This is a genomic window from Embleya sp. NPDC059213, assembly GCF_042754445.1.
Classification (GTDB): Bacteria; Actinomycetota; Actinomycetes; order Streptomycetales; family Streptomycetaceae; genus Embleya.
This window is the reverse complement of sequence record NZ_JBHZAV010000207.1, coordinates 1-16458: the sequence shown is the minus strand read 5'-3', so window position 1 is coordinate 16458 and position 16458 is coordinate 1. Positions and strand designations below refer to the sequence as shown.

General features: G+C 70.7%; 19 protein-coding genes. 12 read left to right on the top strand and 7 right to left on the bottom strand.

Annotated elements, in window-relative coordinates:
* Positions 1-46 precede the first annotated feature (46 nt).
* Complete coding sequence (locus tag ACFXMF_RS41010) at positions 47-727, bottom strand: ferritin-like fold-containing protein (RefSeq protein ID WP_360308238.1); 681 nt, start codon at positions 725-727, stop codon at positions 47-49.
* Between the two features lie 436 nt (positions 728-1163).
* Here ACFXMF_RS41010 and ACFXMF_RS41005 point away from each other — a divergent pair, with 436 nt between their 5' ends.
* The 4 genes from ACFXMF_RS41005 to ACFXMF_RS40990 all read left to right on the top strand — a co-directional run bounded on the left by ACFXMF_RS41005 (position 1164) and on the right by ACFXMF_RS40990 (position 5820).
* Positions 1164-2747 (top strand): DEAD/DEAH box helicase, encoded by a 1584-nt coding sequence (locus ACFXMF_RS41005; RefSeq protein WP_380021083.1) that lies wholly within the window; start codon positions 1164-1166, stop codon positions 2745-2747.
* A 107-nt stretch (positions 2748-2854) separates the two neighbouring features.
* Complete coding sequence (locus ACFXMF_RS41000; RefSeq protein WP_379992154.1) at positions 2855-3748, top strand: alpha/beta fold hydrolase; 894 nt, start codon at positions 2855-2857, stop codon at positions 3746-3748.
* Between the two features lie 155 nt (positions 3749-3903).
* Positions 3904-4971: a class I SAM-dependent methyltransferase gene (locus tag ACFXMF_RS40995; protein WP_360308229.1), complete on the top strand. Its 1068-nt coding sequence runs from the start codon at positions 3904-3906 to the stop codon at positions 4969-4971.
* Between the two features lie 342 nt (positions 4972-5313).
* Positions 5314-5820 (top strand): MaoC family dehydratase, encoded by a 507-nt coding sequence (locus tag ACFXMF_RS40990; protein WP_379992155.1) that lies wholly within the window; start codon positions 5314-5316, stop codon positions 5818-5820.
* 114 nt (positions 5821-5934) lie between these two features.
* Here ACFXMF_RS40990 and ACFXMF_RS40985 read toward each other — a convergent pair whose 3' ends face one another.
* Both ACFXMF_RS40985 and ACFXMF_RS40980 read right to left on the bottom strand, forming a co-directional pair.
* Positions 5935-6849 carry a ribokinase gene (locus tag ACFXMF_RS40985; RefSeq protein ID WP_379992156.1) on the bottom strand — a complete coding sequence of 305 codons (915 nt, stop codon included), beginning with the start codon at positions 6847-6849 and terminating at the stop codon, positions 5935-5937.
* Entirely contained in the window at positions 6846-7247 is a 402-nt protein-coding gene (locus tag ACFXMF_RS40980) for an NUDIX domain-containing protein (RefSeq protein WP_360308220.1), read from the bottom strand. The genes ACFXMF_RS40985 and ACFXMF_RS40980 overlap by 4 nt, the downstream gene beginning before the upstream one ends.
* Before the next feature lie 189 nt (positions 7248-7436).
* Here ACFXMF_RS40980 and ACFXMF_RS40975 point away from each other — a divergent pair, with 189 nt between their 5' ends.
* From ACFXMF_RS40975 to ACFXMF_RS40955, 5 genes are all read left to right on the top strand, one after another.
* Positions 7437-8072 carry a DUF6758 family protein gene (locus ACFXMF_RS40975; RefSeq protein ID WP_360308217.1) on the top strand — a complete coding sequence of 212 codons (636 nt, stop codon included), beginning with the start codon at positions 7437-7439 and terminating at the stop codon, positions 8070-8072.
* 109 nt (positions 8073-8181) lie between these two features.
* Positions 8182-9030: a PHP domain-containing protein gene (locus ACFXMF_RS40970; protein ID WP_360308214.1), complete on the top strand. Its 849-nt coding sequence runs from the start codon at positions 8182-8184 to the stop codon at positions 9028-9030.
* Entirely contained in the window at positions 9027-9641 is a 615-nt protein-coding gene (locus ACFXMF_RS40965; RefSeq protein ID WP_379992158.1) for a MarC family protein, read from the top strand. The genes ACFXMF_RS40970 and ACFXMF_RS40965 overlap by 4 nt, the downstream gene beginning before the upstream one ends.
* A 42-nt stretch (positions 9642-9683) precedes the next feature.
* Positions 9684-10769, top strand: coding sequence for an S-(hydroxymethyl)mycothiol dehydrogenase (locus ACFXMF_RS40960; protein WP_360308208.1), 1086 nt, complete (start codon positions 9684-9686; stop codon positions 10767-10769).
* Complete coding sequence (locus ACFXMF_RS40955; protein ID WP_360308206.1) at positions 10769-11392, top strand: MBL fold metallo-hydrolase; 624 nt, start codon at positions 10769-10771, stop codon at positions 11390-11392. Before ACFXMF_RS40960 ends, ACFXMF_RS40955 begins: the two co-directional genes overlap by 1 nt.
* A 78-nt stretch (positions 11393-11470) precedes the next feature.
* Here ACFXMF_RS40955 and ACFXMF_RS40950 read toward each other — a convergent pair whose 3' ends face one another.
* On the bottom strand, positions 11471-11635 hold the full coding sequence (locus ACFXMF_RS40950) for a hypothetical protein (RefSeq protein ID WP_360308203.1): 165 nt from the start codon (positions 11633-11635) through the stop codon (positions 11471-11473).
* 312 nt (positions 11636-11947) lie between these two features.
* On the opposite strand from ACFXMF_RS40950, the gene ACFXMF_RS40945 reads away from it, so the two are divergent.
* A complete protein-coding gene (locus ACFXMF_RS40945; protein ID WP_360308200.1) occupies positions 11948-13036 on the top strand; it encodes an NYN domain-containing protein in 1089 nt (362 codons plus the stop codon).
* Positions 13037-13260: 224 nt separating this feature from the next.
* On the opposite strand, the gene ACFXMF_RS40940 is transcribed toward ACFXMF_RS40945, so the two are convergent.
* Genes ACFXMF_RS40940 through ACFXMF_RS40930 form a run of 3 tightly spaced genes read right to left on the bottom strand, consistent with a single transcriptional unit; the run spans position 13261 to position 14155 of the window.
* Positions 13261-13665 carry a hypothetical protein gene (locus ACFXMF_RS40940; RefSeq protein ID WP_360308197.1) on the bottom strand — a complete coding sequence of 135 codons (405 nt, stop codon included), beginning with the start codon at positions 13663-13665 and terminating at the stop codon, positions 13261-13263.
* A 10-nt stretch (positions 13666-13675) separates the two neighbouring features.
* Positions 13676-13951 carry a hypothetical protein gene (locus ACFXMF_RS40935; RefSeq protein WP_379992601.1) on the bottom strand — a complete coding sequence of 92 codons (276 nt, stop codon included), beginning with the start codon at positions 13949-13951 and terminating at the stop codon, positions 13676-13678.
* Positions 13952-13972: 21 nt separating this feature from the next.
* The gene (locus tag ACFXMF_RS40930; protein WP_379992600.1) at positions 13973-14155 is read right to left on the bottom strand and encodes a hypothetical protein; all 183 of its coding nucleotides are present in this window, start codon (positions 14153-14155) and stop codon (positions 13973-13975) included.
* Between the two features lie 154 nt (positions 14156-14309).
* Here ACFXMF_RS40930 and ACFXMF_RS40925 point away from each other — a divergent pair, with 154 nt between their 5' ends.
* Positions 14310-15665, top strand: a complete 1356-nt coding sequence (locus ACFXMF_RS40925) for a tetratricopeptide repeat protein (RefSeq protein ID WP_379992599.1) — start codon at positions 14310-14312, stop codon at positions 15663-15665.
* A gap of 37 nt (positions 15666-15702) precedes the next feature.
* Positions 15703-16188, top strand: a complete 486-nt coding sequence (locus ACFXMF_RS40920; protein WP_360308185.1) for an NUDIX domain-containing protein — start codon at positions 15703-15705, stop codon at positions 16186-16188.
* Positions 16189-16458 lie beyond the last annotated feature (270 nt).

The window sequence follows — 16458 nt, the reverse complement described above, 5'->3', positions numbered from 1 at the left end:
GATCCGCACGCGGATCCACCCACCCTCGGGTTTTCCGTCCTTCGGATCAGGAGGCGAGTCCGAGCGCGGCCATCCGCTGCTGGTGCGCCTCGGTGATCCGGTTGAACATGCGCCCGATCTCGGCCAGGTCGAAGCCGGGTCCGGCGCCGCCGCCGATCAGCATCGTGGACAACACGTCCCGCTCGGCGGCCACCCGCTGGGCCTGACTGAGCGCCTCGCCCATCAACCGCCGGCCCCACAAGGCGAGCCGGCCGGACACCTTGGGATCGCGCTCGATCGCCGAGCGCACCGCGTCGACCACGAAGGCCGCGTGCCCGGTGTCGCGCTGCACCTCGACGATCAGATCCCGGCTGACCTCGTCCAGATGCGCCGCCACCTCGCGGTAGAAGTCGGCCGCGATCCCATCGCCCACATACGCCTTGACCAGGCCCTCCAGCCAGTCGGCGGGCGCGGTGTGCACATGGAACTCGTCCAACGGCGCGATGAACGGATCCATCGCCTCGGCCGGATCCGCACCCAGCGCCGCGATCCGGTCACGCAGCAGCGTGTAGTGATGGAACTCGGCCACGGCCATCGCGGCGAGCGCGGCCTTGTCGTCCACGGTCGGCGCCATCTTGGCATCCTCGGCGAGCCGCTCGAAGGCGGTGATCTCGCCGTAGGCGAGTACGCCGAGCAGTTCGATCACGGCGGCCCGCATCTCCCCGGTCGGCTGCGCGTGCTCGCTCATGTCCACCCCTTCGTCCGTTCCGCCGCCGCACCGTCGACAAGTGCCACAGTGTTCACAAGTACGCAGCGTAGTGAGCGCACCGCGCCCACGGGAGCACCACGTCCGGGCGGAGTCGCCCATCTCCGGACAAGCAGTAATGAGCATCACCCCACCGGCCGCACGCCGCCGGGTACAGTGGTAGTGAACGCGGATGCCCGGTCGGAGGACGACTGGCTCCGACCGACCCGCTCGGGTGGCCGCCCGAAGGCGAGAGGTCCCGTGCCGCGCCCCGCAATTTCGTGGGCGCCATGGTCTCGACCCGCTTTCGGTACAGACGGCCCCCAACCACACAGAAGAGGCTGGACCCCTGACAACTTTTCGCGAACTCGGAGTACTTTCGGAGACAGCCGAGGCACTTGAGGCACTCGGCATCATCGAGGCCTTTCCCGTCCAGGAGATGACCCTTCCGGTCGCCCTGTCCGGCAACGACGTGATCGGCCAGGCCAAGACCGGAACCGGCAAGACCCTGGGCTTCGGCATCCCGCTGCTGCAGCGGATCACCGTCGCGGCCGACATCGAGGCGGGCCGCGCGCCCGCCGGTGCGGTCGCCGGTCGGATGCCGCAGGCCCTGGTCGTGGTGCCCACCCGTGAGCTGTGCGTGCAGGTCACCAACGACCTCCAGGCCGCGGGCAAGCTGCGCAACGTGCGCGTGTTGGCCGTCTACGGCGGCCGGGCCTACGAACCGCAGATCGACACCCTCAAGAAGGGCGTCGACGTCGTGGTCGGCACCCCGGGCCGGCTCCTCGACCTGGTCGGCCAGGGTCACGTGAACCTGTCCGAAGTCAAGATGCTCGTCCTGGACGAGGCCGACGAGATGCTCGACCTGGGCTTCCTGCCCGACGTCGAGAAGATCGTCGAGCGTCTTCCGGCGCGCCGCCAGACGATGTTGTTCTCGGCCACCATGCCGGGACAGATCATCACCCTGGCGCGCCGTTACATGAGCCGCCCCACGCACATCCGCGCCTCCGAGCCGGACGACCTGGGCGCCACCGTCAAGTCGGTCCAGCAGCGCGTCTACCGCGCGCACGGCCTGGACAAGCCCGAGCTGATGGCCCGGGTGCTGCAGGCCAACGGGCGCGGCCTGGTGATGGTGTTCTGCCGGACCAAGCGCACCGCGGCCGACCTGGCCCAGGGGCTGGCCGAGCGCGGCTTCGCCTCCGCCGCCGTGCACGGCGACCTCGGCCAGGGCGCGCGCGAGCAGGCGCTGCGGGCGTTCCGCAACGGCAAGGTGGACGTGCTCGTGGCCACCGACGTCGCGGCCCGCGGCATCGACGTCGAGGGTGTCACCCACGTGGTGAACTACCAGTGCCCCGACGACGAGAAGACCTACCTGCACCGGATCGGCCGGACCGGCCGCGCGGGTGCCTCGGGCACCGCGGTGACGCTGGTGGACTGGGAGGACATCCCGCGCTGGAGCCTGATCAACAAGGCGCTGGACCTGGGCTTCGCCGACCCGGTCGAGACCTACTCGACCTCGCCGCACCTGTTCACCGACCTGGACATCCCCACCACCGTGGGCAGCGTGCTGCCGCGCGCCGACCGCACCCGTGCGGGTCTGGGCGCGGAGGACGTCGAGGATCTGGGCGAGACCGGCAAGAACAGCCGGGGCAACTCGGGCCGCAAGGGCAACGGTGGGCGCAGCCGCAGCGGCCCCGCCGCGTCCGGGCCGGCCGCCTCCGGGCCGGACGCGGCCGACGCCGAGGCGAGCGACCCCAGCCGCCGTCGGGCCCCCGGCTCGCGGCGTCGTCGTCGCGTGAACGCCGAGACCGGCGATGCGGTCGTGGCCGCCGCGACCGGCGCGATCACCGCGACCTTCGTCGAGCCCTCGACCGTGCCCGCCCAGGCGGCGCCCGTCGACGGTCCGGCCGGCACCGGGGACGCGGACGCGGACGGCGAGCGCGCGCCGCGCCGTCGCCGCCGGCGCACCCGGCGCCGTCCCGAGGGCGCCGAGGCCGGCGCCGTCGCGACCGACGAGGGCTGACGAACGCACCATCGGGTCGACGGCCCCCGGCGCGGAGTGTGGACGATCACGTCCGCGCTTCGCGGCGGGGGCCGTCGGCGTACCTGCGGGTAAGTAGGCTCGAAGGTGTGAGTACGCCACGCTTTCTGACCTTGCCCGGGACCGTCCGCTCCCGTCGCCTGGCGACCGGGCGCGGACGATTCGCCGTCCTGGAGTCCACCCCGCCGAGCGCCGCGCCGCGGCTGGGCAGCGCCGTGTTGGTGCCCGGCTTCACCGGCAGCAAGGAGGACTTCCTCGCGCTCGGCGACCCGCTGGCGCGGCGCGGTTTCCACACCGTGGCCGTGGACCAGCGCGGCCAGTACGAGACCGAGGGTCCGGCGGATCCGGCGGCCTACACCCGGGACGCGCTCGTGGCGGACGTGCTCGCGATCGCCGACGCGGTGGCCCCGGGCGAGCCGATCCATCTGGTGGGCCACTCCTTCGGCGGCCTGGTGTGCCGCTCGGTGGCGCTGCACGCGCCGGAGCGGCTGGCCTCACTGACCCTGATGAGCACCGGCCCGGCGGCGATCTGCCCGGACGAGGTCGCCCGGCTGCTGATGCTGGAGGAGGTGCTCCCGGCGCTCACCCGCCAGGAGGTGTGGGAGGCGATGCGGGCCGTGGAACTGGAGGCCGGCCTGCTGCCGCCCGCCGACCCGGCGATCGCCGCGTTCGTGCACGCCCGGTGGCTGGGCACCACGCCCGAGGGCCTGCTCGAAATGGCCGAACAACTGCGTACCGAACCCGACCTGGTGGACGAACTCGCCGCGCTCGTGGCCGCCGGCCTGCCCACGCTCGTGGTCTCCGGCGTCGAGGACTACGCGTGGCCGCTGCCCTGGCAGATTGCGATGGCCGACCGGCTGGGTGTACCGCACGTGGTGATCCCGGACACCCACCACTCCCCGAACGTGGAGTCGCCGGCCGCCACGGCCGCCGCGCTGGCCGACTTCTGGGCGAGCGTGGCGGCCTACGTGCCTCGGGCCTGAGCCGGGACGGGGCCGGACCGGGCGCCGTCGGCTCACGGTACGAACGGATCGGGCGTAGCGTGACATAGGAGACATTTCACTCACCACGGGCGTCGCCCGTGCCGGTTCGTGCCACCTGCGGCGACTCCCGTCGAGCCGACCGATCGGGAGTTGCCATGACGCTCATCGACGTCGATTCCGCGCGACAGGAAGCCTTCGCGGGACGCATGATCAACATCATCGACGACGGCTGCCTGGCCTTTCTGACCAGCATCGGCCACCAGAGCGGACTGTTCGACACGATGGCCGGGATGCCGGCTTCGACGAGTGCCGAGATCGCCCGCGCCGCGGGGTTGACCGAGCGCTATGTGCGCGAGTGGCTGGGCGGCATGGTCACCGGCGGTTTCGTCGAATACTCCCCGGACCACGACACCTACCTGCTGCCGCGCGAACACGCGGCCTCGCTGACCCGCGCGGCCGGACCGGAGAACCTGGCCGGCATCACCCAATACCTGGCGCTGATGGGCGAGGTCGAACAGCAGGTCGTGCAGGCGTTCCGGCAGGGCGGCGGCGTGCCGTACTCGGCCTACCCTCGATTCCAGGCGCTCCAGGCCGAGGAGTCCGGCCGGGTCTGGGACGCGGCACTGGTGGACGGCGTACTGCCACTGGCACCCGGGCTGACCGAGCGGCTGACGGCGGGGATCGACGTGCTGGACGTCGGGACGGGCCAGGGGCACGCGGTGAACGTGCTGGCTCGGGCGTTCCCGCGCAGCCGGATCCGCGGCGTGGACATCTCCGTCCAGGGGATCGCCGCAGCGCGCCGCGAGGCCGAGGAACTGGGCCTGGACAACGTGGAGTTCGCCGTGGTCGACGCGGCCGAGCCGCTCGGCTCGTACGACCTGATCACCGCGTTCGACGTGATCCACGACCTCGCCCGGCCCGGTCGCACGTTGGCCGCCGTCTCCGCCGCGCTGCGTCCGGACGGGGTGTTCCTGATGGGCGAGATCGCCGCGTCCAGCAAGCTGGAGGAAAACCTCGCCCACCCGCTGGGGCCGGCGCTGTACACGTTCTCGATCTTCTACTGCATGACCGTCTCGCTCGGCGAGGGCGGCGAGGGCCTGGGCACCGTCTGGGGCGAACAGGCCGCCCGAGCCGCGCTCGCCGACGTCGGCTTCACCCACGTCCGAAGCCACTCGCTGGAGGGCGACTTCCTCAACGTGTACTTCGTGGCCCGCAAGGACTGAGGAGACACCCACACCGAACGGCGGGGCAAGGCGGGACCGGTCCTGCCGGGCATCCCCCCGGGCCGCCCGTCGACGTCGATCCACCCATGATCTACGTCACGGGCAGGCCCCTACTGCACCCACCCGCGACCTCCCTATCCTCGAAGTCCTGCGCCGGCTCGGGCATCGTTCGATCCAAGTGACCGCCGACATCCACGAGCGCATCACCTCCTCGGCGCCTGACCGCTTGCGGCAGGTACCCGATGGGGTGTCGCGCCCACCGGGGCACGAGCCGGACCCGCCGGGTCGGTGCTGGACCACAGCCCGAAGAATCAACGTTTTCGCAGGTGAGAGGGGACCGAGATGCAGTTCGGCCGCTACTACGAGGAGTTCGAGGTCGGTGCGATCTACAAGCACTGGCCGGGGAAGACCGTGACCGAGTACGACGACCATCTGTTCTGTCTGCTCACGATGAACCACCACCCGCTGCACATGGATGCCAACTACGCCGAGAACACCACCGATTTCGGCAAGAACGTGGTGGTGGGCAACTACATCTACTCGCTGCTGCTCGGCATGTCGGTGCCGGACGTCTCCGGGAAGGCGATCGCCAACCTGGAGATCGAGTCGTTGCGACACGTGGCGCCCACGTTCCACGGGGACACCATCTACGGACAGACCCTGGTGCTGGACAAGTGGGAGTCGAAGTCCAAGGACGACCGCGGCGTCGTGTACGTGGAGACCAAGGGCTACAAGCAGGACGGCACGCTCGTGTGCGTGTTCAAGCGCAAGGTCATGGTGCCCAAGGAGAGCTACGGGACCGAGCGTGGCGGCGAGCAGCCCGGACGCCCCGAGCTGATCGAGGGCTGATCGTTCGCGGCTGAGCGGGCGCCGATCGGGGGTCGACCACCCCCGCACCGAGCGCGGGCGGGTCGCCCAGGGACGGCGCGGCCCGCCCGTTTGCGCGCACGGGACGACGACGTCCTACGGCAGTTCCGCCGCCGTCGGGTACGACGACTGCGCCCCCACCCGGCGCACCGCCGCCGCGCCCACCCGCACCGCGTACCGGGTCGCGGTGAGCGGGTCGTCCCCGGCCGCCAGTCGCCACGCCAACGCGCCGGTGAAGGCGTCGCCCGCGCCCGTCGTGTCGACCGCGTCCACCGTCGGCGCGGCGACATGTACCGGTTCCGCCTCGCCGACCGCGACCAGCGCACCGCCACCGCCGAGCGTGAGCACGATCGAGCGCGGACCCGCGCCCCCCGCACGCCAGCTCCGCAGCGCCTCGTGCGCGTCCTTGCCGCCCGTCGTCGCGCTCGCCTCGTGCTGGTTGAGCACCAGCGGATCGCACGCCCGCACCACCGACGAGGACATCCACACCATCGTCGACACGACCGGCGAGAGGTTCAGCACCACCCGGGTGTCCGCCGCGACGCAGCGTCGGATCACCTCCCACACCGTGTCGAGCGGGATCTCCAACTGGAGCGAGACCACCTCGGCGGCCTCGATCGCCGAGGCCAGGTCGCCCACCTCCGCCGGCCCGAAGCGCCCGTTCGCCCCGGGCGCCACCGTGATGGTGTTCTCGCCCGCGTCGTCCACGGTGATCAGCGCCACGCCCGAGGCGCCGGGCACGGTCCGCATCGCGTCGGTGCGTACGCCCTCCCGGCGCAGCGTCGCGAGCAACATCCGGCCGTGCTCGTCCTCGCCGACCCGCCCGGCGAGCGCGACGTCGGCGCCCAGTCGGGCCGCCGCGACCGCCTGATTGGCGCCCTTGCCGCCCGGATGCACGACCAGGTCGTCGCCGAGCACCGTCTCGCCCGGCCGCGCGTGCGCCCGCACCCGGACCACCAGGTCGGCGTTGATCGACCCGACCACCAACAGCCGCGCGTGCTCCGCGCTCACGCCACGCCCGGTACGTTCCACTCGCGCAGCGCGTCGAGCAGTCCCTCCACCAGGTCGAGCCGACCCAGCTCACCGGTCGCCACCCACCGCACCGCGTCCGCGTCGTCGCCCGCGCGCAGCGCCCCGCCGTGTGGCGTGCAGGCGTAGTCCCTGATCTCGTACGTCCCACCGTCGGGCGCACGGCGCAGCACCGACCCGACGAGCGGTCCCACGGTCACCTGGAGTCCGGTTTCCTCCGCCATCTCGCGGGCGAGGGCGACCGCGTCGGTCTCGCCCTCGTCGACCCGCCCGCCGGGCAGCGACCACTGTCCCTTGCCCGGCATTTTCGCGCGTTGCACCAGGAGCAACCGACCCTCGGAATCGAGGACGATCGCACCGACGCAGGGAATGAGCCGCATGCCTGTGGAGCCTAGTGCCCGGCGCCGACGTGCAACGGGAGATCGGTCGCCGACCGCGCGGCGCCGGCAGCGCGAGGGCGCACGACCCCGGCGCGGCGCGCGCCTCCCGTACGCCGGTCGGCGGTGTGAACGCACCGAAGGAGTGATCGTCCTTGACGCGGGGCCCCGGGCAGTGGACCGTCTTGTCCTATGAAGGGCGAGCCGAGCTGCCCCCGCTGCGGCGGCCGGGTCCGCGCTCCGGGTCTGTTCTCACAGACGTGGGAGTGCGAGATCCATGGCGCCGTTCCCCCGCTGCAACCGGTCGTGCCGCCCAGCGTCGAGGCGCTGGACGCGGTGGTGCGCCGCGCCCGGGTTCCGGTCTGGTTGCCCTGGCCGTTGCCGGTCGGTTGGTTGTACACCGGCGTCGCGCACGCGGGCGACGATCGGGACGGTTCGCGGGCCGTCGCGGTGGCGTGCACGGGTCCCGCGCCGCTGGGCGGACGCGGCGAACTGTTGCTGATCGCCGAGGAGGTGGGCGTCGGACTGGGCGCCCGCTACGCCGGGTTGACCGGGCACGACCCGGGCGGCGACTTCGTCAAGTCCGCGCCGACGAAGGTGATGGCGGCCGGCCGGCCGACCCCGCTGTGGTGTGTGATCGACGCGCCGCCCGACCGCGCGGTGTTCGCGGGCGAGGCGATGGGCCTGTGGTTGTGGGCGATCCTGTGGCCGGGCAAGGCGGGCCATCTCGTCTACGACGACGTGGTGCTCACCGATCTGCGCGACGCCGGGGCCGAGTTGCAGTTGTTGCCGTGCGGCGCGCTGTCCCCGCAACTGCTGGAGTTCTGAACCGCCGGACACCGGCTCCGCGCCGCCCGACGCCGGCCCCACAAAGGCGCTCGACCGAGGTCGTTAGGGTCGGGAGGGTCCATCGGCCCTCTCCGCAGACGAGGTCAGCGTGCGCATCGACCTGCATACCCACAGCACCGCATCCGACGGCACCGACACGCCCGCCGAACTGGTCGTCAAGGCGCGCGCGGCGGGCCTGGACGTGGTCGCGCTCACCGACCACGACACCACCGCCGGCTGGACGGCCGCGGCCGAGGCGCTGCCGCACGGGCTGACCCTGATCCGGGGCGCGGAGATCTCGTGTGTGGCCGAGGGCGGGATCAGCCTGCACATGCTGGGCTACCTGTTCGACCCGACCGAACCGGAGTTCGCCCGGGCCCGCGAACTGGTGCGCACCGACCGGGTCCGCCGGGCCGAGGCGATGGTCGAGCGTTGCCGCGAACTCGGCGCGCCGATCACCTGGGCCCGGGTCCGCGAGATCGCGGGCGGCGGCGCGGTGGGCCGGCCGCATGTGGCCACCGCGCTGGTCGAGGCGGGCGTGGTCGCGGACGTGTCCGGCGCGTTCACCGCGCAGTGGCTCAAGGACGGCGGGCGGGCGTTCGTCGGGAAGTACGAGATCCACGCGGTCGATGCCGTCCGGCTGATCGGCGGCGCGGGCGGGGCCGCGGTGTTCGCCCACCCGGGCGCGGTCAAGCGTGGCCGGACCGTTTCGGACGCCACGATCGCCGAGTTGGCCGAGGCCGGCCTGGCCGGGATCGAGGTGGACCACATGGACCACGACGACGCGATGCGGGCGCACCTGCGCGGACTCGCGGGCGACCTGCGGCTGATCACCACCGGTTCGAGTGACTACCATGGCACCCGCAAAACGATCAATCTCGGCGAAAACACTACAGATCCGGAGTCGTACGGGGCGATCGCGGAACTGGCAACAGGAGCAAGACCCATCACCCCATGAACTGGTTCGACGTCACCATCTTCGGCTCGTCCTTCGTCACCCTCTTCGTGATCATGGACCCGCCCGGCATCATCCCGCTGTACCTGAGTTTCACCGGTGGCCGACCCCAGGCCGTGCGCAAGCGCATGGCCTGGCAGGCGGCCACCGTCGCGTTCTGCGTGATCTCCGTCTTCGGCCTGTTCGGCCAGAGGATCCTCGACTATCTGCACGTCTCGATCCCGGCGCTGAAGGTGTCGGGCGGTCTGCTGCTGCTCCTGGTGGCACTGTCCCTGCTGACCGGCAAGGCCGAGGAGCCGACCGAGAACAAGGAAGTCAACGTCGCGCTCGTCCCGCTCGGCACACCCCTCCTGGCCGGCCCCGGCGCGATCGTGGCCGCGATCGTCAGCGTGCAGAAGGCGGACACCGGCGGCCAGTACATCGGCGTGTGGACCGCGATCGTGGCGATCCACGTGGTGTTGTGGCTGACCATGCGTTTCTCGCTCGGCATCATCCGGATCATCAAGGAAAGCGGCGTCGTCCTGGTGACCCGACTATCCGGCCTCCTGCTGTCCGCGATCGCCGTACAACTGTGCGCGGACGGGGTCCGGGGCTTCATCGAAGCGAAGCCGTAAGGTGCGAGCGGATCATCAAGCGGTTGGGGAGAGGCGGAGGACATGAGCAAGTCGGTACGCGGCGTCGTCGCGCGCAGCAAGGGCGCACCGGTCACGATCGAGACCATCGTGGTGCCGGACCCGGGCCCGGGCGAGGCACGCGTGCGGGTCCAGGCGTGCGGTGTCTGCCACACGGACCTGCACTACCGCGAGGGCGGCATCGGTGACGAATACCCGTACCTGCTCGGCCACGAGGCCGCCGGTGTCGTGGAGTCGGTCGGCGACGGCGTCACCGAGGTGGCCGTCGGCGACTTCGTGATCCTGAACTGGCGTGCGGTGTGCGGAGATTGTCGCGCGTGTCGGCGCGGCCGGCCGCAGTACTGCTTCGCGACGCACAACGCGAAGCAGAAGATGACCCTGGAGGACGGCACCGAACTGAGCCCCGCGCTCGGCATCGGCGCGTTCGCCGAACTGACCCTGGTCGCCGCCGGACAGTGCACCAAGGTCGACCCCGAGGCGGACCCGGCCGCGGCCGGCCTGCTCGGCTGCGGCGTGATGGCCGGCCTCGGCGCGGCGGTCAACACCGGCAACGTCGGGCGCGGTGACACGGTCGCGGTGATCGGCTGCGGCGGCGTCGGCGACGCGGCCATCGCCGGTGCCCGGCTCGCCGGCGCGGCGAAGATCATCGCGGTGGACCTGGACGACCGGAAGCTGGAGTGGGCGCGCCGGGCCGGCGCCACCCACACGGTGAACTCGAAGGCGGGCGACCCGGTCGAGGCGATCCGCGAACTGACCGGTGGCTTCGGCGCCGACGTGGTGATCGACGCGGTCGGCCGACCGGAGACCTACAAGCAGGCGTTCTACGCCCGCGACCTGGCCGGCACCGTGGTCCTGGTGGGCGTGCCCACGCCGGAGACGACCATCGAACTGCCGCTGCTGGACGTGTTCGGCCGCGGTGGCGCGCTCAAGTCGTCCTGGTACGGCGACTGCCTGCCCTCGCGCGACTTCCCGATGCTGATCGACCTCTACCGCCAGGGTCGTTTCGACCTGGACGCGTTCGTCAGCGAGCGGATCACCCTGGAGGACGTCGAGGCCGCGTTCGAGAAGATGCACCACGGCGACGTGCTGCGTTCGGTGGTGATCCTGTGATGCGGATCGACCACGTGGTCACCTCGGGCGTCTTCTCGCTCGACGGCCAGGACTTCGACGTGGACAACAACGTGTGGATCGTCGGCGACGACCGCGAGGTGGTGATCGTGGACGCCGCGCACGACGCGGCGGCCATCGCGGCCGGGGTCGGCGACCGTACGGTGACCGGCATCGTGCTCACCCACGGCCACAACGACCACATCAACGCCGCCGCCGCGCTGGCCGAGCTCACCGGCGCGCCGATCCACCTGCACCCGCAGGACCGGATGTTGTGGGACGCGGTGTACCCGGACCGCGCGCCGGACGTCGCGTTGGCCGACGGCGAGGTGATCGAGGTCGCGGGCACCGGACTGCGGGTGGTGCACACGCCCGGCCACGCGCCGGGCGCGGTGTGCCTGTACGCGCCGGAGGCGGCCGTGCTCTTCTCCGGCGACACGCTGTTCAAGGGCGGCCCCGGCGCCACCGGGCGCTCGTTCTCGTCCTTCCCGGTGATCCTCGACTCGATCAAGGGGCGCCTGCTGGCGCTGCCCGGGGAAACCCGCGTGCTCACCGGACACGGTGACGAGACCACGATCGGCGCGGAGGCGAAGGACTACGACGCCTGGGTGGCCCGAGGGCACTGAGCCGGCCGATCCGAGTCCCGGCGGACATGACGAGGGCGCTTCCCCCAAACGGGGAAGCGCCCTCGATGCATTCGCAGATCAGCCGGCGTCCGTCACCTTGACGGGACGGATGTACAGGCGCTCGCCGAACGCTTCGGCGCGTTTCAGGGCGGCCTGCACGGTGTCGATGTCGACGGCGCAGTTGACCGGGTTGGACCCGGTCATTTCCTGGGCTCGGCTGAGGTTGGTGATTCGGTAACGCATACGCGTCTCCCTTCCCTCCGGTCCGAAGTCGTACGGGGCCGCAAAATGCCACGACCCCGTCTACAAGGATTGGGCGCCGGGATCCGTACGGATCAGCCTGACCCGGCATGGGTCACAACCGGCACCGTCCTGAACAACAGCAGTCACACCGATAGCATTCCCGTGACTGAAATGTTCCTTTCCTGACTTTCCTCTGCTTACACGTGACGCAAGACGCGACATCGCGCGCAAGGCAAGCGAGGACGCGACGGCGACCGGCATAGGACAATGCCGGTCGGAACACATCGACCCGGCGCCGAACGCGCAGCCGCCATGGGAGGACGAGAGACTTTGCACGATCCGGGAGAGGACGACGTCCGGACGGGCGCGACGGCCGCCTTCGGTGCCGTGGTGCACGAATCCGGCGAGGGCCTCGGCGCCGAGCAGGGCGGCCCGCTGGAGGACCACCCCGTCGCGGGCTTCGAAGACACACCCGGAGTGCTGCCCGACCTGACGGAGTCGTTCACCCGACCGGCCGTACTGGTCCAGTCCGTCTCACCGCCCCTGCACTTCGGCACCCACGCGCTGTTCGTCGATGTCGGCTACGTCTACGCGGCGATGGGCCTGCTGGTCGCCGGTTCGGCCGAGCGCCGGGCCTTCCGGGTGGACGCCGAACAGCTGATCACCGGCCTGATCGACGAGGCGCGCCGGGTCTTCCCCGAGGGTCGACTGCTGCGGGTGTACTGGTACGACGGCGCACGCGAGCGGGTGCACACCGTCGAGCAGCGCCAGATCGCCGAACTGCCCGACGTCAAGGTCCGGCTCGGCAACCTCAACGCGCACAACCAGCAGAAGGGCGTCGACTCGCTGATCCGCAGCGACCTCGAATCCCTGGCGCGCAACCACGCGATCGACGACGCGGTCGTGATCAGCGGCGACGAGGACCTGGTCTCGGCGGTCGAGGCGGCCCAGTCCTACGGCGTGCGGGTGCACCTGTGGGGCGTGGAGCCGGCCTACGGCACCAACCAGGCCGACCCGCTGGTCTGGGAGGCCGACGTCACCCGGATGTTGCACCGCGAATTCTGCGAGACCTGCGTGACGCCGGTGATGTTGCCGCCCTCGCACGCCGGCGCGATCACCCTCCAGCCCGGCGGCCCGCCCACCGCCGACCAGGCCTGGCGGATCGGCCAGGAGATCGCCAAGCGCTGGCTGGTGGTACGCGGCCGGGAGAACCTGGCCGACCTGATGCCGGGACCGATGTTGCCGCAGGCGATCGACCGGGGCCTGCTCGTCGACGCGGAGAGCGTGCTGCAATATTCGCTCCGCCCGCACGAGGACCTGCGCCGGGCTCTGCGCAACGGCTTCTGGGACCGCCTCAACCAGGAATTCGGCCTCCCGGGCACGGAACTGACGGAGGGCTGAAGGAGCTCCGACCAGGGCATGCGGCGCGGACCGGGTGTCACGGAGGGAAAGACAGACCCCCGGCGGGCCAGGTGATTCGCCGGCCGTGGGAGTGACGCGAGCCGGGTTGATCGTGCGGGTGCCGACCCGGGGGTGCCGCCCCAGCCCCCGTCAGGGAGGCGGCCAGGGTGGCGCCTGCGGGAAATTCGGAGCTTGTGGCGCCGTACCCGGAGGCGGTGTGCCAGTCATGGGGGAGGCGGCCAGGTGATGGGGCCTGTGGGATAGTCGGGCACCAGGTCGTCCGGATGGCCGACCCGTGTCGGTGTGCCGCCGCAACGCTGTACGACCGCGCTCGGGCCGTCCGGTCCGGGAAGGGCGCACAGGTAGATGCCGACCATGTCCTCGGTGTCGCGGCGGCGCACCGGTTGTCCCGGACGTGGCGCGGGCAACGCGTCGATCACCAACCTGCGTACCGGTACGACGAATTCGATGCCGCTTCGGGTTCGTACCCATGCCTGTCGACCGTCGACGGCGGTCAGTTCGCCTTCGCGCCCGGTGGGGCCACCAACGTCCTCGTGTACCAGTGCCCCGAGGTAGCGATATGCCAGGATCCGCCCGGCCATCCTGTCTGCATCGGTGGTCTCCTCCATGCGCACGGAGTCACCCGCCCTTGCTGTGTGGGGTCAACACCGTGCGGGCCGCGTCACCGGTGGCGGCATCCACCAAGTGCCGCACCGGGCAGGCGACTTCCAGCCCATGCCGGGTCCGCAACACGGCCAGGAGGCCCTCGACTTCGCGAAGTCGGCCGACGGTTCCCCGATACGGATCGCGAAACGACTTGCCGTAATGCCGCGCTCCCCATCGCGCGATCCGAACCAAATGCCGGTCCACCGCGCCGGTCGCGGCAGCCGGGCCTCCGGTATCGGTCGTGAACATGCCGGTTACCTCCGGTTGTTGTCAGTACGGCTTTGGCCACGACATCGGCGACTCGCTCTGCTCGCCGTTCCGCAGTCGTGGCAACAACCTTGAAGCGTCACTCAGTTCGAAGTCTTCGCGAGGCTTGATGTCCTCGCGTTCACCGTTGGGGTAGAGACGGTAGACGCTCATGTTCATCCGGCTCTCGCCCTCGCGCACACCCATGGATCTCTCCTGACGATGAGGTACTGATCTCACGTTCGGCCTGCCCCGCGCCCGTCGACGGCGTGACAATCAGTCAACCGAGTTTCACTCTCAGTCGGTACCGCGATGGGGATCGCACGCGGTTTAACGGGTTTAAGCCCAGAATCCGGGAGCCATGGCGAACGCACGTACACCGAACACGGCCCTTGTGGACGTGATCGCCCAATCGGGCTGGACATACGACCGGCTCGCTCGTGCAGTACGGGCGATTGCGGCCGAGAACGGCGAAGTTCTACACACCAACAAGTCGGCCATTGCGCATTGGACATCCGGTGTGCAGCCGGGCAACCGAACTCGGCGATACCTTGCGGAAGCGCTGTCCAGACGCATCGGTCGGACGGTCACCCTGATCGAGATCGGACTTGCGCAGGCCGAGGACTCACACCCGCTCATGGTCGATCCGATCACGGCCGCCGCAGATCTCGGCCGGGCCGGGATGCGGCGGGACCGTTTCCTCGGCGTGGCGGCGTTCACGGTCGCATCGATCGGCGCGGCGCTGTCCTACGACCACGATGCCGTGTCGCGCATGCTCCGGGCCCGCAGACCGGGCACCGCGATCGGCGCCGAGGAGGTCGCCACCATCCGGCGCGTCACCGCTGCACTCGGCGCCGCAGACGAACGTCACGGCGGAGGCCATGGCCTGACCACGGTGACGGCCTACCTCGCCGATACCGCCGCCCCGCTGTTGTCCGGACGGTTCCCCTCCGAGGTCGTGCGACGCGACGCCTTCGGAGCGGTGGCCGAACTCGCCTATCTCGCGGGCTGGAAATTTCACGACCTTGGAAGCGAGGGAGCCGCGCAACGCTACTACCTCACTGCCTATCAGCTCGCCCATGAGGCGGACCCGTTCGGATACAGTGCGTGGATGCTGCGCGTACTGGCGCATCAAGCGCTTCATCTCAAGCACGCCGATCACTGCATGGACCTGACGAACGAGGCACTGCGACGGGCATCGGGGCGCGTCGGCGGAGGCATGGAAGCAGTCTTGTACGTAACGCGCGCGCGTGCCTGTGCGGCCTCCGGCCGACCCGCCGAGGCCGCGCGGGCACTCCTTCTCGCGGCCGATGCCGTGGCCCGCACAGACGAGCCGACTCCGTCCTACGCCACGGCAACCGGTCCGGCTTCGGGCACTGTGGCCAGTCAAACTGCGAGGACCCTCAGGGACCTCGGTGATCACCGCAACACGGAACGGCACTACCGAGCCGCCCTGTCCGAGCGCGACCCAGCCGCTTTCCGCCGCATTCACGCCCTCACCTTCGTCGATCTCGGGGTATCGCTCGCCTCGCAGGTCCGCGCCGATGAGGCCGTCGCCACATGGGGCGAGGCGATGGACCACCTCGGTGGCGTCGCATCATCACGGCATCGCGAAGCGGTCGCGGCCATGCGGCGTACCCTCACGACCTATAAGCGGCGACGAGTTCCGGGCGCGGCCAACCTCGACGAACGTGCGCGGGGTCTGCTCGCCACGTGATCGGCTCGACGCCGACGCCACGAGGAAGGAGGCGCGCGTGCCCGACGAGTTCCGCCGAGAGCCGCATCTGATGGTCATGCTCGCCGTTTCGGTCATCGTGCACGATCGGACGAACAAGCGAGTCGTACTCCTGCGTCGGGGCAGCAAAAAGGCGTTCGCGCCCGGGATGTGGAGTCTGCCCAGCGGCAAGGGAGCGCCTGGGGAACCCATCACGCACACGGCAGTTCGCGAACTCCGTGAAGAGACGGGGCTGGAGGTCAAGCCGCAGGCGTTGCGCCTTGCCCATGTGACGCACAGCGCGGACAGCCCGGAAGCGCCGGAGGGGTTCGTCGTCCTGGTCTTCGCTGCGGAGGAATGGGACGGCGAACCGATCAACGCCGAGCCCGGCAAGCACTCGGCCGTGGCCTGGGTCAACACCGACGACCTTCCGACCGACTTCGTTCCGTCGACCCTGCACGCGTTGGAGCGGTACCTCGCGGGTGAGCGCCCCGAGGTGGCCATCGACGGATGGGGCGAGGCGTAGAGCCGACTCGGCTCGCACGCGGATGGTCGGACGGCGCGCGTGCGCGAGTCCGACCGTCCGATCGGGCGACCGCACGACGTGCTGTGCGCTCGCTCGCTCGGCCCACGGCGGATGGACGGCTCGGTTGGGTTCGCCGGGGGCCTTGCCGTGGGTCGGGCGTTTGCGGCCGGCGGTCGCGCCTCGGTGGGCAGCGGGTGGCTCAGTGCTAAACGGTCGGCGTGGATTGGTGGAGGTGGGCCCGGTCCCACGGTCGCCGGTGGCCGGGAGCCT